This window comes from Chryseobacterium sp. 14P4.3.2, from assembly GCF_057799275.1.
Map to the genome: position 1 here is coordinate 101,873 of NZ_JBYOKO010000004.1, position 15,831 is coordinate 117,703.

Sequence of the window (15,831 nt, forward strand, 5' to 3'; positions counted from 1 at the left end):
GATTAATTATTTTCGGGTCTGAGACTTCGTACGGTCTTTCCTGCTTTCCACATTTCGCTGTCTCTCAATTCAGTCAATTCTACTTCCAGCTTTTCTCTGTAATCCGGTTTGCTGTTACTGTCTATGGAACGCTGGGCTTCGTTCCCTTTTGCTACATTATCATACAACTCTTCAAATAAAGGAGAGGTAACATCTCGGAAGCGTTTCCACCAGTCCAGTGCTCCTCTTTGGGCTGTTGTACTGCAGTTGGCGTACATCCAATCCATTCCGTTTTCAGCAACTAATGGCATAAGGGACTGCGTAAGCTCTTCAACGGTTTCGTTAAAAGCTTCAGAAGGGCTGTGTCCGTTTTTTCTCAATACATCATATTGTGCAGCAAATATTCCCTGTACTGCCCCCATGAGAGTTCCACGTTCTCCGGCAAGGTCACTGTATACTTCTTTTTTAAAATCGGTTTCAAATAAATAGCCGCTGCCTATTGCAATTCCAAGTGCGCTTACTCTATCTCTTGCTTTTCCTGTAGCATCCTGATAGACTGCAAAACTGCTGTTCAGTCCTCTGTTCTGAAGAAACATTCTTCTCAATGAAGTTCCTGATCCTTTGGGAGCTACTAAAAACACATCCACGTCTGCAGGGGGAACAATTCCTGTACGCTCATTAAATGTAATCCCAAAACCATGGGAGAAATACAATGCTTTTCCGGGGGTAAGATGCTGTTTCACTTTAGGCCAATATTCAATCTGGGCTGCATCACTTAAAAGATAGCAAATGACTGTTCCTTTTTCCAGTGCTTCTTCAATTTCAAATAGTGTTTCACCGGGAACAAAACCGTCTGCCACTGCCTTATCCCAGGATTTAGAGTTCTTCCTCTGTCCTACAATTACATTAATCCCGTTATCTTTCTGATTAAGAGCCTGCCCCGGCCCCTGAACTCCATATCCGATAACGGCTACTACCTCATTTTTTAATACTTCCTGAGCTTTTTCCAATGGGAACTCTGCTCTTGTTACTACGTTTTCTTCAACTCCTCCAAAATTCAATTTTGCCATTTTCTTATTTTTATTTATTATGTATTTTATTTATTGTATTCTTAGCTGGCACATTCTATTGCCGTGAAATGTGGATTTTTATGATAATGAACTTCCAATACATCCACCTGTTTTTCCATCTGTCTGGTAATCTTCTGAACTGATTCTTCTGTTTCTCTTATCACAATTACAAACTTTTTGACCTGCTCTGTGTCAGACGGTCCCACATTAAAGTTCACCATGGAGATTCTCCTTCTTGAAAAAATAGCATTGATCCTGCTGATCAACCCCAGGTAATCTTCTGTATATGCCGTGATGGTATATTCTTTATTTTCTGTTCTCATCTTTTTCTTTTTTTAATCTATTTATTAACCAGTACAATTTCTGAAACACTTTTCCCCTGTGGGATCATCGGAAATATATTATGTTCTTTTCCTGTCATCACCTCCAGAAGGAAAGCTCCCTTATGAGCAAGCATTTTCTGAAGGGCATTTTCCAGGTCTTTTCTCTGGGAAACCTTATTTCCTTCAATGCTGTATCCTTTTGCCACCTGTACAAAATCCGGACTCTGAATATCTACAGACGAATATCTTTCTTCATGAAAGAGTTCCTGCCACTGTCTTACCATTCCCAGATAGCAGTTATTAAGAATTAAGATTTTAACATCGGGGCGGTACTGCATGATAGTTCCCAACTCCTGAATATTCATCTGCGCTCCCCCATCTCCCATAATAGCAATGACGGGACGGTTCTTTTCTCCATATGCCGCACCTATTGCTGCGGGAAGACAGAATCCCATTGTACCCAATCCTCCACTTGTAATATTGGTTCTGGAATGTTTAAAGCGAGAATATCTGCAGGCAGACATCTGGTGCTGTCCTACATCTGTAACAATCACCGCTTCGCCTGCGGTCATCTCATTGAGGCAACGGATTACCTCTCCCATCGTAATCTCTCCTTCTAAGGGATATAATTCTTTACTGATCAGGCTGGTATCTTCAATTTCAAAACAGTATTTGAACTTCTGATGCCATTCGGAATGCTTTCTTTCTCTGATCAAAGCCGTAAGAAGCGGCAGGGTTTGCCTGCAGTTTCCCAATACCGGTACATCTGCTTTTACATTTTTATCAATTTCTGCTTTGTCAATATCCAGATGAATGATCTTTGCCTGTTTTGCATACTGGTCCAATCTTCCTGTAACCCTGTCATCAAAGCGCATTCCTACTGCAATAAGGACATCACATTCATTGGTAAGCACATTGGGACCATAATTTCCGTGCATCCCTACCATCCCTACCGACTGTGGATGATCAGTGGGAATAGCACTCATTCCTAAAACCGTCCATGCCACTGGAATTCCTGACTTTTCTGCAAACTGCAAAAATTCTTTTTCTGCTTTCCCCAGCATAATTCCCTGCCCGGCAATAACAAAGGGCTTTTCTGCATGATTAATGAGGTTTGCTGCTTTTTCTATACTTTCTGTGCAGGGAGCAGGATCGGGTTTATAGCTTCTTATTGACTGGCATGGAGAATATCCTTTGTATAGGATATGCTGCAACTGGGCATTTTTAGTTACATCAACCAGTACTGGACCCGGACGCCCTGATTTTGCGATATAGAAAGCCTTAGCCAGTACTTCAGGAAGTTCATTAGCGTCTGTCACCTGATAATTCCATTTGGTAACAGGGCTCGTCACATTCATCACATCAATTTCCTGAAAAGCATCTGTTCCTAAAAGATGCTCAAAAACCTGACCTGTAACACATACCAAAGGAGTATTATCCAATAAAGCATCTGCTAATCCTGTGACAAGATTTGTGGCTCCGGGCCCGCTGGTAGCCAATACCACTCCTACTTCTCCTGATACTCTTGCCAATCCCTGCGCTGCATGTACAGCTGCCTGCTCATGGCGCACCAGAATATGCTCCAGTTTTCCATGATAGTCATAAAGTGCATCGTAAATGGGAATAATGGCACCTCCCGGATATCCAAAAACTGTTTTTACGCCTTCCTGCAAAAATGCTTCCAGTATGATCCTGCTTCCGCTCATTTCTGTGTTGGCAGATTTATTTAAATTCTCCATGATATTGTGATTATGAGATTTCATCCGTTACACAGCCTTCAGCAGCTGATGATACAGTTAATGCATATTTGTAAAGCAGTCCTTTCTTTACTTTAAGGGAAGGTTTTTGCCATCCCTGTTTTCTTCTTTCAATTTCTTCTTCTGAAACTTTGAGCTGTATCGTATTGTTGACTGCATCTATTTCGATCAGATCGTTATTTTCTACAAAGGCAATCAGGCCTCCTTCGTAGGCTTCCGGTGTAATGTGTCCCACTACAAAACCATGTGTCCCTCCGCTGAATCTGCCATCTGTAATCAAAGCAACACTGCTTCCCAGCCCTGCACCAATCAAAGCGCTGGTTGGTTTTAGCATTTCCGGCATTCCGGGGGCTCCTTTGGGGCCTTCATTTCTGATGACAATAACGTCTCCATGCTGCACTGTTCCATCCTGAATTCCTCTGATGAGGTTTTTCTCACCGTCAAATACCCTGGCTTTTCCTACAAAGCGTTCCCCTTCTTTTCCTGTGATCTTGGCCACACTTCCCTTTTCAGCGAGGTTACCATAGAGTATTCTTAAATGCCCGGTTTCTTTTACAGGTTTTGAAAGAGGTCTTATGATCTTCTGTTTATTAAAATCCAGATCCGGAATGTTTTCAAGATTTTCAGCTAATGTTTTTCCGGTAACGGTCAAACAATCACCATGTAACAGTCCTTCTTTTAAAAGGTATTTCATGACCGCCGGTACACCTCCGTGTTCATAAAGATCCTGCATAAGATATTTCCCACTTGGTTTCAGGTCGGCTAAAACAGGCGTACAGTCGCTCATTTTTTGAAAATCATCCTGATCCAATGGTACTCCCACACTTTTTGCCATCGCTATAAAATGTAACACCGCATTGGTACTGCCTCCAAGAATAACAATCATACGAAGTGCATTTTCAAAAGCTTTGCGGGTCATGATATCAGATGGTTTGATATCTTTTTCCAACAATGTTTTCAGGTATTTCCCGACCTCCCGGCATTCTTCGTGTTTTTCTTTGCTTAAAGCCGGATTGGAAGATGAATAAGGAAGACTCATTCCCAATGCTTCTATTGCTGAAGCCATTGTATTGGCTGTGTACATTCCGCCACAGGCTCCGGCACCGGGACATGAGTTTTTAATAACTCCATTAAAGTCTTCTTCGGAAATTTCTCCTGCTATTTTTTTTCCTAAGGCTTCAAAAGCAGAAACGATATTCAGTTGTTCTCCTTTATAGCATCCGGGAGCTATAGTTCCGCCATACACCATAATAGAAGGTCTGTTCAGTCTTCCCATAGCCATAATGGTTCCCGGCATATTTTTATCACAACCTGGCAGCGCAATCAATCCGTCATAATACTGTGCTCCGCAGATGGCTTCAATACTGTCGGCAATTACATCGCGGCTTACGAGTGAATAACGCATTCCGTCTGTTCCATTGCTCATTCCGTCACTCACTCCAATGGTATTGAATATTAACCCTGCCAATCCATGTTCCCATGTTCCCTTTTTTACCATTTTCGCAAGATCATTAAGGTGCATATTACAGGTGTTCCCGTCATAGCCCATACTGGCAATACCGATCTGAGCCTTATGCATATCTTCTTCTGTAAAACCTATTCCGTAAAGCATGGCTTTGGCGGCGGGCTGTTCACTATTCTGAGTGAATGTTTTTGAATATTTATTTAACATATTATGCTGCTATTTCTTTTTTATTTCTTTAAAATCCGGCTCTTTTTATCTTATCTTTTTATTCCCTCGAAGGCTGAACATCTTGTCTGCTGGATCTGAATCACTTCAATGATATGCATTCCCAGTTTATCAGATCTTTTGGCAATCTCATCCCTTCTCTGTATTCAGTTTCCCATTCCTCCCTATGGAACCAAAAATTTTAACTTTTACGAAATTCATAAATGAAGTTTTTACTTAATTTTGGTCCAAAGCTACAGTTTGCAATATCTTTTCATTTTCAAATCTTCTGAAAACTACAATACTCAATCATTTGAAAAACGAACCTATCAATCTGATAATTAAATATTTATATTTTAAAAATTTACAATGACAGAACTCTTACCAGTTTTGAATAAGCCTGCTGTACTTTGTTACTTACTGTATCTTCCCAGTTTCTGGTAAAGGGAATATCATCCAGTGAGTCTAATGCAACAATTTCGGCAGCTGTTCCACAGAAAAACCCCGCATCAGCTCCCTGCATTTCTTCGGATGTAAAGAACTTTTCCTGAACAGGAATATCTAATTCATCACAGATTTCAAAGACCGTCTGTCTCGTAATCCCGGGAAGAATACTTCCTTTTGCAGGTGTAAAGAGTACTCCGTCTTTTTCGTAGAATACATTGGCTCCGGAGCTTTCAGCTACATACCCGTTTTCATCCAATACAAGAGCCTCATCATAGCCTTTATCTTTTGCATCCTGACAGGCCAGAATAGAGTTTACGTAATGTCCTCCCACTTTAGCTTCTATCTTAAAAGCCTTAGGATTGGGCCGCTGAAACTCTGAAGTCATGATTTTCATCTTATCAGCCAGATATCCGTTACTCCATTCCCAGGCTAAGAGGGAGAGGTAAGATTTTTTTCCTTTTGAAAGGGACATATTCGGGGAACAAGTTACTAACGGGCGGATGTAAGCGTCTGTGAAACCGTTGCGGTCTAACAGTTCATAAGTAAGCTCAGTAAGCTGTTCTACGGAATAATTGAACGGAATATGCATCAGCTCTGCTGATCTTTTAAGTCTTTCATAGTGTTCTTCTGCTTTAAATATTCTGGTTCCGTGTTCTGTAGAATAGGATTTAATACCTTCAAAAACAGAATATCCATAGTGAAGTGATTGTCCGTAGAGATCTGTTCCTGCCTCACTGGCTTTCATGAAATTTCCGTCAAAATAGATGACAGTGTTGTCGTTGTAGTACATATTATGGGGTTAAAATTTAACAATAAGGAATAAAAAAAGCCCTCTCACAGTGTGAGAGGGCTCAATATAGGTATGATCATACACTATCCTTCTCACAGACGCAAGGGAATAATAATGACGATAATAATTACGTTTAGTAACTGATACATATTCTGTACAAATAAAAAATTAAAAACAAAAAAAGCCGTTTCAAATATGAAACGGCTTGTATATAATTTAAATTAAAAATCTATTTTAAAATGCCGTTTCCCTACTGTTATCAATGACAACAGCAATAATAGAAATGACAATACTATTTTTCTGATTCGTAAAATTCATGTTACAAATGTATAAACTTTTTAAATACTCACAATTTTTTTTAACACTTTTTATTTTTTTCGCAAAATTCTATCAGAGTTTTCTTTGCTTCTGCTACATCGTGAACCCTCAGAATTTTGGCTCCCTGCTCCAGTACTTTCAGGTGAAGTTTCTGGGTTTCATCGTTGATATCCAGAGGGGATTTTCCGAGAGGTTTATAGATAAAAGATTTTCTAGAAATTCCTATCAGTAAAGGAAGTCTTCCAAATCCAAGATATTCAACTTCGTTAATCATTTTCATCTGATCTTCCACTGTTTTTCCAAAGCCAAAACCGGGATCAAGAATGATATCATTCGCTCCTTTTTTCAGCAGTATATTAACCTTTTCAGAGAAATATCGATTGACCTCAAGGGTGATGTCTTCAAACCGGATTTTATGATGCATGGTTTCGTAAGAAGGGTTGATATGCATAAGAATATAAGGCAGCTTTGTTTCTGCCACTGTATCAAACATTTTATCATCATACTGACCGCCAGAAATATCATTAATGATATCAATTCCCTCGTTAAATCCAAACTTTACGGTCTCAGCATAAAATGTATCAAGAGAAACCAATACGTCCGGAAATTCTTTTTTAATCTGAGAAATCATATTTCCAATCCTGCCGACCTCTTCTCCACTGCTCAGAAATTCTGCATTGGGACGTGTAGACTGGGGGCCAATATCGATAATTTCGGCACCGTCTTTCAATAATTTTTCCGCTTGTTTCAATGCTGAGCTTTCATTATTGAACTTCCCCCCATCAGAAAAAGAATCGGGTGTAAGGTTGAGGATTCCCATAATCTTTGGAGTATCAAGCTGTACTAAACGGCCGTTGCAATTGAGAGAGTGAATTTGGGAGTTGGAAGACATAAATTGATAATTGATAATTGATAATTGATAATTGATAATTGATAATTGATAATTGATAATTGATAATTGATAGTACAAAATTAAGAATTTGCGCTGTGTATTGGTGTATTTATGTGTCATGTATTTAAAATAGATTATTGAGGAAACTGGGCAAAGAGATATGAGATAAGAACTGCGTAAACAGTAATTCACAATTTTAAAATCTGGGAAGCTAACCCCGCATCTCAGAACTTATCGGTCATTACCTCTACAACCATAATCCTTTTAAAGTCTCTGGTTTCAGCTTAAAAATTTAAAACCGAATTCGTATATTTGGAAGATTAAGAAAGTTTATGCTAAAAACGTCAGTACAATTCGAGAAAGTTATCAGTGAGTGTCGTGATCTTTTCGGTAAAAAGTTACAGGATTACGGTGCAGCCTGGAGGGTTTTAAGACCAAGTTCCATTACGGATCAGATTTACATTAAAGTCAATAGAATCCGTACGCTTCAGATGACCGATAAAAAGATGGTAGATGAGAGTGAGGAAGATGAATTTATCGCAATTGTCAACTATTCTATCATTGGGCTTATCCAGCTTGAAAAGGGGCTTTCCAATGATTTTAATGAAAATAAAGAAGAAATATTAAGTCTTTATGACAAGTATGCCCATGAAGCTAAGGCTTTAATGGAAAGAAAAAATCATGACTACGGTGAAGCATGGAGAGATATGAGAATTTCTTCGATCACTGATCTTATTTATCAAAAAGTATTAAGAACGAAGCAGATTGAAGACAATCAGGGGCAAACTATTGTTTCCGAAGGTCTTGATGCCAATTATTTTGACATGCTGAACTATGCTGTTTTCTGTCTGATTAAGTTCTCTGAAAAAGATAATCAATTCCAACCCAAAACTATTTAACATGATCAAAGGTTTATTACGCTTTATTATTGCTGTTATTTTTATCCTTTCCGGCTTTGTAAAAGCTGTGGATCTGGTAGGATTTTCTTTCAAAATGGAAGAATATTTCGCACCTCCTGTTTTCAATATGCCGTTTTTTGAAAAATTTGCACTGCTGTTTTCAATTATAGTGGTTGTACTGGAGCTTTTCCTGGGATTTATGCTTCTGCTGAAAATAAAGCTTAAATTTACCTTATCATTAATGATAGCCCTTTGTGTGTTCTTTGGGTTCCTTACCTTCTATTCTGCTTACTTCAATGTGGTAACAGACTGTGGATGCTTTGGTGATGCTATAAAGTTTACGCCTTGGCAGAGTTTCATTAAGGACGTTGTTCTTTTGGTGGGACTTATTATTTTGTTTGTTCTGTATAAAAAAGAATTTGTGGTAAGAGATGAGTATGGAGCTACCAGAAAAGAGTCTTCGAATAAGTTCAAATATTATATTTTAGGAGCTTTTTCATTGGTTATGATCTACATTATGGCTCAGGGAATTATGCATGAACCGCTTATTGATTTCCGTGATTATAAAATAGGGACGGATATTAAAGGAGAAAAAGAAAAAATAAACAAAAATCCTTCTGAATACAAGACTTTTTATTCTTTAAAAAATCAGAAAACAGGAGAAGTTGTGAAAGTAAACCAGGACGACTATATTAAGGAAACAAAATACTGGAAAGAAGGGACTCCATGGAAGATTGAAGAGGGGAAAAATGAATCTGTCCTGATCAAGGAAGGATATAAATCTGAGATCGTAAAATTCAAAATTGAAGATGCTTCAGGGATGGAGATTACAGAGGAGATCATCAATGCTCCAAAAGCAGTTTTGGTATTCTCATATCATCCAAAAGAGGTGTCTGCTGATCTTCTGAAAAAAGTGGAAGCTAAAGTTAATGCTCAGAAAGGAGCTCTTATCTATGGTATTTCTACTGATCCGAATACTTTTAAAACAATTAAAAATGCAATGATGGATGGCACTGCCATCAAAACCATTGCAAGAAGCAATCCATTTGTACTCATCCTTGAAAAAGGGAAAATTATAGACAAACAGCCTGCAAAAGACTACGTTGAATAATTATAAATGAAAATTAATAATTGATAATTGAGGAAAGATCAAAGCAGGTACAGGATACTCAACTATCAACTTTAAACACTAATCTTAAACATAAAACAGCTCATGCAAAAATCAAATAAATCTATCGCCGGCTACCACTTACTAATGATTCTTTCTTCTGTAGACGGAGAGTTTGCTCCTGAAGAAGGAATGCTTGTACAGCAATATCTGGCGGATGAATTTCCATTCCGAATGAACCTTGATAATGAACTTGAAACACTTGCTCTCTTACAACCTGAAGAATGGAAAGACCACTTTGAATTTCATGGGAGATGCTTCCACGATGATTCTACAGAAAACGAGCGTATAAAATTTGCAAAGTTTGCCAAATCATTAATCAAAGCTGACCATAAAGTGACGGATGAGGAACATACATTTTATGTTCTGCTGAAAAACTTGTGGGGATTATCATAAATATCAATCTAACGTAAAAAAACCATGAAGAAATTATTTGTTTTATCTCTGTTGGCTATAACAGCAGGGCTAACAGCTCAAAAGAAAGAATATGATCCCAAAATAATGGGATGCTATAAAGGATCAGAAGTCAACCAGCAGGTTGAAGGGATTTCAAAATACTGGGTATCATGCAGACTGGAGAAAGGTAAAAGCATATTAATGTTTGTTGCCATTAATGAAGACGGCTCTGTATCTCAGCAAACTGAAAATGGCAGCTGGTGGACCAAAGACGGTAAATATTATGAACTTCACAATGTAGATAAGGTTACAGATATTTATAACTATGAAGTATTGAATAATGGTGACGTTAAGTTTCACTCTATTGAACTGATGGGTAGCAAAGACAATACCTATATTTTTACTGATACGAAAATAAAAGAAGATTAAATAAAAATAATTATGAGAAGAAAGATAGTTGCAGGTAACTGGAAAATGAACAAGAATGTAATTGATGCTCAACAATTGATGATCCAATTACTAAGTTATAAAAACAACAATGCAACAAACTGTGAGGTTTGGATTGCTCCACCATCTTTATATTTAATGATGGCTAAAGACATCTTTGAAAAGGATGAAATCGGAGTATTTTCTCAGGATATGAGCGAGCATGAAAGTGGTGCTTATACGGGTGAAATTTCTGCTGATATGCTTGAATCTATCGATGCAACCGGATCATTGATCGGTCACTCTGAAAGAAGACAATACCACGGAGAAACTGATTCCCACTGCAACAAAAAAATCAAATTAGCATTGGATAAAGGCCTTACTCCTATCTACTGTAACGGAGAAACTCTTGATCAGAGAAAAGCGGGGCAGCATCTTGAAGTAGTAAAAAACCAAACTGAAGTTGCTCTTTTCACCCTTTCTGCTGATGAAATCAAAAAGGTAGTAATCGCTTACGAACCTGTATGGGCTATCGGAACAGGAGAAACTGCAACTCCTGCACAGGCTCAGGAAATCCATGCTCACATCAGAAATATTATTGCTTCCAAATATGGACAGGAAGTTGCTGATGAGGTTTCTATCCTTTATGGTGGTTCTGTAAAGCCGGACAATGCAAAGGAAATTTTCTCTCAACCTGATATTGACGGTGGTCTTATCGGAGGAGCAGCTTTAAAATTAGAAGATTTCTCTAAGATTATTGAGGGATTTAATTAATATTGAGAGGCTATGTTTTGGCTAAAGCCAATGGCATTATTTCTTTTATGTATTAAACGGGCTAAAGCCCGTTCCTATTGAAAGATTAAATACCTTAGAATCATACAAATAAAAACGGCGGAATCTTCGATTCCGCCGTTTTCTTTAAAAAAATCTAATTATTGAATATCGACTACATACATTGTTCCTTTGTCCACCTTTCCTGTTTTAGGCAGAATTTTCGCTTTGGGATTTCCATTTCCATCATCCACTACTCCGAAATCATCATCATTAAAAACAGCCAGCTTATTGTTTCCTAAATAAACAATTCCTTCAAATTTATCATGCTCATACCCCAGTTTGGTAACCAGATTTACAGCTAATGATTTGGAAACAGCTTTTATTCCTGCGTTAGTTATTTCATCCCATGAACATTGCTCCAGGGCTTTACCATTCACTTTCATTCCGTCTACAGCTGAAATATCAGCTCCGTTGACATCACTAGCGTTTGCTAAATTAATTCTATACACTTTTTTAATCCCTCCCTGAGATCCAAAATTACCGTCTCTTTCGATGACTAAAAACTCTGTATTGCTCAATGCTGTGATATCACAAACTGAGTCGGAAGCTCCACCATCCTGTTTATATAAAAACTGTTTGGTCTGTCCTGTGGCAATATCAAAAGTCACAATCCTCGTTAAAGTTGTATTGGTTGCCAGCGTTTTACTTGGCACAAACATCATAGACTGTATAGTACCTACCAAAGTTTTACCATCGGGAGTGATGCATAGTCCTTCCATCCCTCTGTTTGCTCTTCTTTTGGCTAAAACGGCAGGTAATTTCCTTGTTCCGGTGTTCACTCCGATCGGGCTTATCCTTTCCAGCTCTACTCCATCAGCACTATAATGTACAATATGAGGGCCATATTCGTCTGACACCCAGAATGTACCATCTACTGCAGCTACAATACTTTCACTATCCAATCCGTATTTATCTGTTCCTAAAACATTTCCGGAGGCATCGTAAGCCACTTCACCCGTACTGCCCATTCCTACAGGGTTCGGCAGTCCTGTAATAAGCTGTCCGGATGGATTTTTAAGCTTAATATATTTGATTACCTCTACGTTACCTTCGGCATTAATTTTAAAATGCATAATGGTAGGTGTAAAGCCAGGTGTCAGAAATTTTTTACCAATAAGGTAGTCCGTATTCGGGCCACGGTCTGTAATGACGTAAAACTCGCCTTTTCTGGTGGGGTGAGCAGCAGCTCCGGAGCCAAATCCTCCGTTGATGACGTCTACTCCACTGATTGTAGCTAATTTAGAAAAAGGAAATTCCTGAGGAAGCTTGGAATAATTAATATCCTGATTGTTTACAGAATCATCATCCTTACATGATGCCAGCGCTGTAAGCATCAAAGCAGATAATAGTAATTTTTTCATATTCTATTGTATGGCTGCGAAAGTATAAATTGATTATAAACTGATCTTGAATCTAATGATAATTGTAGTTTAACAATAGATCCTTCAAAATGAATTCAGTATAAACAATAAAAATTTTGATTTTAATTCTAAAAATCCAACGAACTCATATAATGGATTGTTAATTTAATAAAAACAAGCTTTTAGAAAACTTATTTACCATGAAAAAACCTGTTAAAGCAAAGATAATTCACAAAACACAGCCTAAATATTTATATGATATATTTGCGGACTTTTAGGGTTGAACACTGTTCATTAATAGGGAATCAGGTGAGAATAAATATTCGAATCCTGAGCTGTACCCGCAACTGTAAACTATTCAACTTATAGCACATAATGCCACTGGATAAGAAGTCCGGGAAGGCGGCTAATAAGATGTAAGCCAGGAGACCTGCCTTAAAGTATCATCTTCAGACAAGAAATTATTTTTCTGCTGAAGGTAAGTTTCGGGAATAAAACTTTAATTTAATTATATCATGAGAAAAATCTATTTTTTTTTCTTACTGCTTATCATGCAGTCCATGTCGGCCCAATTTACAGAAAGTGACATTAAATTCTGGATAGGAACCGGTTCCAAAAAAGCTTATTTCATTGCTGATTTTAATGATAACAATACTCCTACGTCTTATGCATGGGGATATCGTTTTGATTCTAATGACTTAACAATGGAAGACCTTATCAATGCTATTGCTAATGTAGAGCCTAAGATAGAGGTTGAAATTCCTTCCGGGTTTCTTTACAGTTTAAACTACAATCATCATACACCAAGTCTTGATGATTATTGGTCTACCTGGTCAGGATTAACCTCAGAAAATTTATCATTCAATAACGGAGTAAATAATGACCTTTTGATTGACGGAAAATGGTATGGAATCTCCTATGGTTTTGATCCGCCTTCCAAGCCTTCCGCTCCTGTCCCTGCCTACAGTTCAAAGTGGTACAGTTCTTCTCAGATTACCAACTGGATAGGAACCGGAAGTAATAAAAGTCTGGTAGTAATTGACTTTGGGACAGATAGCACAAACGGAAATGCTGACTCTTTTGTATTCGGAATTCAATATAACGGAACAATAACTGCGGAGCAGGCTTTACAGTTAATTCAGTCACAGACTTCTTATTTCAGTTTTACATCTACCAGTAATCAGGTTTCCAGTCTTTCACTGAATAACTTCACCGGAAACCCTTCCGCACCAAACAGCTGGAAATTATATAAAGGAAATGACCTTTCAAGCTGGCAGGCAAAAACCAATTTATCTCAAATTCAGCTGAATAACAATGACTGGCTAGGTTTAAGTTTCGGACAAAGAAGACCAATTACTCCGGCAGAATCATTTTCTACATTGGGTGTTTCCAGCGTCAATAAGAAAAAATTCGGTATCTATCCTAATCCGGCAAGTGACTTCATTCAAATTGATAGTCCTGAGAATGTGAAGGAAGTGAATATCTATTCTGCTACAGGGCAGAAAGTATTAACTTCCCAAGCAACAAAGATTAATATCCGGTCTTTGAGTTCAGGAGTTTATTTTGTTGAGATAAAAACTTCTGCCAATTCAACCATTCATAAGATAGTAAAGAAATAGGAAAAAAAATATTTTCCCGGCCACGACTGGTAACTTTTTTTAAGTGCAGTGGTGTCAAAACACGAGACTTTCTCAATTTTTGAGAAGGTCTTTTTTCGTCACGGGATTCCATTTTAACGACCGAAATTGTAAAATGAATTCAATATAAACTATAAAGCTCCTAATTTTAATTCTGAAAAACCAACAATAAAGGTAGATTACTTATCAATTTGATAAAATATCTTTTTGAATAATTTATTAAATTCCATAAAAGACTTGAAATCAGGTACAATTCACAAAAAAACACCTATTAATTTATATGATATATTTGCAGCGTTTTTAAGGTTGAACATTGTTCATTAATAGGGAATCAGGTGAGAATAAATATTCGAATCCTGAGCTGTTCCCGCAACTGTAAACTAATCTACTTATAGCCTTTAATACCACTGGATAAAAATCCGGGAAGGCGGCTATAAGATGTAAGCCAGGAGACCTGCCTTAAATTAATTTCAACTTTCGGGAATAAAAGTTTGTGAAAGAAAAATCTAAACAGATTTTTTCATGAATGTTTTGTCCTGTGGTGAGGTTTCGGGAATAAAACTTTAATTTAATTATATCATGAAGAAAATCTATTTTCTTATTCTTGCGTTTGTACTCTCTTTTGCAAATGCGCAAACTGAAGGGGTCCTGGTACTCAACGAAGGCGGTGCCGGAAGCAATAATGCTGAAATATCGCTGATCTCCAATCAATCGGTTGTGACCAACAACTATTTTAAAATCAATAACAATAATGCAACACTGGGCGATACCGCACAAGACATTAAAATTTTTGGTGACAAAATTTTTGTGGTTTTAAACATTTCCAACCAAATAAAGGTCATCAACAAATCTGACTTTTCTTTGATTACCACGATTTCAAACAACCTGGACAATCCAAGATACATTGCTTTTAGCGGAGATAAATTCTATGTAACCAACTGGGGAGGAACAGGTTCTGTCAATAATTATGTAGCGGTTTACAATCTCAACACGTATTCTCATGAAGCAAATATTGCTGTAGGGTCGGGACCTGAAAAAATTTACAGTAAAGACGATAAGCTTTATGTTTTATTAAAGGGAGGTTTTGGAATCAATCAGTATATGGATGTTATCAATACTTCTACCAATTCGGTTATCTCAGAAGTAAATGTAGGAGATTTTCCACACAGTATTTTTGAAAAAAACAACCTTCTTTACATCATGAGTTCCGGAAATCCTTATACTCCTAATTCTTTTGGAACTTTTACGGTTTACAATACAACAAGCCAAAGTATCGTTTCCAGCACAGCACTTCCTGCAGGGACAAAACCAGCTTATATGGATACAGACGGTACGAATATTTATTATATGAAAGATGCGTCAATTTATAAAACATCTATTGCGGCTCCTTCTTTTTCAACAAATGCAATTGCAAGTGCACCTATTCCTATAAATAGTTATGGTACGGCCTATGGGTTTAATATTGTTAATAATAAAATTTATGTTGCTGACCCTAAGGGATATGTTGCACCGGGAAAAATTTACACTTATGATTTGCAGGGAACCTTAGAAAATACTTTTACAGTGAGTCTGCTTCCTAATCAAATCATTGCTTATAATAGTGCATCACCATCTCTTTCTACAGCTGAAAATACAAAAGCTTCTAAATTGTCATTATATCCGAATCCTGCAAGTGACAAATTCTTTGTACAAGGTTTAAATACCGGAAATATTCAGATTTATGATACTGCCGGAAGAATGATCATCAACACGCAGTATACTCAAAACGGTATTGATGTAAGTACTCTATCTAAAGGCAATTATATTGTAAAAATCACAGATAAGAATAATAATTTCACTGAAAAACTAATCATTAAATAATTCTT

Annotated in this window: 14 protein-coding genes and 2 riboswitches; of the genes, 7 read left to right on the forward strand and 7 right to left on the reverse strand. The window is 37.5% G+C overall.

The window, feature by feature from the left end:
- Positions 1-2: 2 nt before the first annotated feature.
- The 6 genes from ilvC to folP form a co-directional block, all read right to left on the reverse strand.
- Positions 3-1,049 (reverse strand): ketol-acid reductoisomerase, encoded by a 1,047-nt coding sequence (ilvC, locus tag AC27VX_RS08205; RefSeq protein ID WP_236858050.1) that lies wholly within the window; start codon positions 1,047-1,049, stop codon positions 3-5.
- Positions 1,050-1,090: 41 nt separating this feature from the next.
- On the reverse strand, positions 1,091-1,372 hold the full coding sequence (locus AC27VX_RS08210) for an ACT domain-containing protein (protein WP_236858049.1): 282 nt from the start codon (positions 1,370-1,372) through the stop codon (positions 1,091-1,093).
- Between the two features lie 17 nt (positions 1,373-1,389).
- Positions 1,390-3,111, reverse strand: a complete 1,722-nt coding sequence (gene ilvB / locus AC27VX_RS08215) for a biosynthetic-type acetolactate synthase large subunit (protein WP_488694973.1) — start codon at positions 3,109-3,111, stop codon at positions 1,390-1,392.
- A 10-nt stretch (positions 3,112-3,121) separates the two neighbouring features.
- Positions 3,122-4,801: a dihydroxy-acid dehydratase gene (gene ilvD, locus AC27VX_RS08220; RefSeq protein WP_488694975.1), complete on the reverse strand. Its 1,680-nt coding sequence runs from the start codon at positions 4,799-4,801 to the stop codon at positions 3,122-3,124.
- Between the two features lie 361 nt (positions 4,802-5,162).
- Positions 5,163-6,035, reverse strand: coding sequence for a branched-chain-amino-acid transaminase (gene ilvE, locus AC27VX_RS08225; protein WP_488694977.1), 873 nt, complete (start codon positions 6,033-6,035; stop codon positions 5,163-5,165).
- Positions 6,036-6,393: 358 nt separating this feature from the next.
- On the reverse strand, positions 6,394-7,245 hold the full coding sequence (gene folP, locus AC27VX_RS08230) for a dihydropteroate synthase (protein ID WP_488695220.1): 852 nt from the start codon (positions 7,243-7,245) through the stop codon (positions 6,394-6,396).
- 332 nt (positions 7,246-7,577) lie between these two features.
- Here folP and AC27VX_RS08235 point away from each other — a divergent pair, with 332 nt between their 5' ends.
- The 5 genes from AC27VX_RS08235 (at position 7,578) to tpiA (ending at position 10,908) form a co-directional block, all read left to right on the forward strand.
- Positions 7,578-8,144 (forward strand): DUF1599 domain-containing protein, encoded by a 567-nt coding sequence (locus AC27VX_RS08235; protein ID WP_236858044.1) that lies wholly within the window; start codon positions 7,578-7,580, stop codon positions 8,142-8,144.
- Position 8,145: 1 nt separating this feature from the next.
- On the forward strand, positions 8,146-9,255 hold the full coding sequence (locus tag AC27VX_RS08240) for a BT_3928 family protein (RefSeq protein WP_488694979.1): 1,110 nt from the start codon (positions 8,146-8,148) through the stop codon (positions 9,253-9,255).
- Positions 9,256-9,357: 102 nt separating this feature from the next.
- Positions 9,358-9,708 carry a tellurite resistance TerB family protein gene (locus AC27VX_RS08245; RefSeq protein ID WP_236858042.1) on the forward strand — a complete coding sequence of 117 codons (351 nt, stop codon included), beginning with the start codon at positions 9,358-9,360 and terminating at the stop codon, positions 9,706-9,708.
- Positions 9,709-9,732: 24 nt separating this feature from the next.
- Entirely contained in the window at positions 9,733-10,137 is a 405-nt protein-coding gene (locus AC27VX_RS08250; RefSeq protein ID WP_488694982.1) for a hypothetical protein, read from the forward strand.
- A 12-nt stretch (positions 10,138-10,149) separates the two neighbouring features.
- On the forward strand, positions 10,150-10,908 hold the full coding sequence (gene tpiA / locus AC27VX_RS08255) for a triose-phosphate isomerase (RefSeq protein WP_488694984.1): 759 nt from the start codon (positions 10,150-10,152) through the stop codon (positions 10,906-10,908).
- Between the two features lie 158 nt (positions 10,909-11,066).
- Here tpiA and AC27VX_RS08260 read toward each other — a convergent pair whose 3' ends face one another.
- Positions 11,067-12,329, reverse strand: a complete 1,263-nt coding sequence (locus tag AC27VX_RS08260; RefSeq protein ID WP_488694986.1) for an esterase-like activity of phytase family protein — start codon at positions 12,327-12,329, stop codon at positions 11,067-11,069.
- 260 nt (positions 12,330-12,589) lie between these two features.
- A riboswitch (cobalamin riboswitch) is annotated at positions 12,590-12,781 on the forward strand.
- 63 nt (positions 12,782-12,844) lie between these two features.
- Here AC27VX_RS08260 and AC27VX_RS08265 point away from each other — a divergent pair.
- Entirely contained in the window at positions 12,845-13,948 is a 1,104-nt protein-coding gene (locus AC27VX_RS08265; RefSeq protein ID WP_488694988.1) for a T9SS type A sorting domain-containing protein, read from the forward strand.
- A 304-nt stretch (positions 13,949-14,252) separates the two neighbouring features.
- Positions 14,253-14,442, forward strand: a riboswitch (cobalamin riboswitch).
- A 103-nt stretch (positions 14,443-14,545) separates the two neighbouring features.
- Entirely contained in the window at positions 14,546-15,826 is a 1,281-nt protein-coding gene (locus tag AC27VX_RS08270; protein ID WP_488694990.1) for a T9SS type A sorting domain-containing protein, read from the forward strand.
- Positions 15,827-15,831 lie beyond the last annotated feature (5 nt).

Coding starts and splice junctions, on each gene's coding strand:
- folP (WP_488695220.1), bottom strand. CDS start 7,245: ATGTCTTCCAACTCCCAAATTCACTCTCTCAATTGCAACGGCCGTTTA.
- AC27VX_RS08210 (WP_236858049.1), bottom strand. CDS start 1,372: ATGAGAACAGAAAATAAAGAATATACCATCACGGCATATACAGAAGAT.
- AC27VX_RS08240 (WP_488694979.1), top strand. CDS start 8,146: ATGATCAAAGGTTTATTACGCTTTATTATTGCTGTTATTTTTATCCTT.
- ilvD (WP_488694975.1), bottom strand. CDS start 4,801: ATGTTAAATAAATATTCAAAAACATTCACTCAGAATAGTGAACAGCCC.
- AC27VX_RS08260 (WP_488694986.1), bottom strand. CDS start 12,329: ATGAAAAAATTACTATTATCTGCTTTGATGCTTACAGCGCTGGCATCA.
- AC27VX_RS08265 (WP_488694988.1), top strand. CDS start 12,845: ATGAGAAAAATCTATTTTTTTTTCTTACTGCTTATCATGCAGTCCATG.
- AC27VX_RS08270 (WP_488694990.1), top strand. CDS start 14,546: ATGAAGAAAATCTATTTTCTTATTCTTGCGTTTGTACTCTCTTTTGCA.
- ilvE (WP_488694977.1), bottom strand. CDS start 6,035: ATGTACTACAACGACAACACTGTCATCTATTTTGACGGAAATTTCATG.
- tpiA (WP_488694984.1), top strand. CDS start 10,150: ATGAGAAGAAAGATAGTTGCAGGTAACTGGAAAATGAACAAGAATGTA.
- AC27VX_RS08250 (WP_488694982.1), top strand. CDS start 9,733: ATGAAGAAATTATTTGTTTTATCTCTGTTGGCTATAACAGCAGGGCTA.
- AC27VX_RS08235 (WP_236858044.1), top strand. CDS start 7,578: ATGCTAAAAACGTCAGTACAATTCGAGAAAGTTATCAGTGAGTGTCGT.
- ilvB (WP_488694973.1), bottom strand. CDS start 3,111: ATGGAGAATTTAAATAAATCTGCCAACACAGAAATGAGCGGAAGCAGG.
- AC27VX_RS08245 (WP_236858042.1), top strand. CDS start 9,358: ATGCAAAAATCAAATAAATCTATCGCCGGCTACCACTTACTAATGATT.
- ilvC (WP_236858050.1), bottom strand. CDS start 1,049: ATGGCAAAATTGAATTTTGGAGGAGTTGAAGAAAACGTAGTAACAAGA.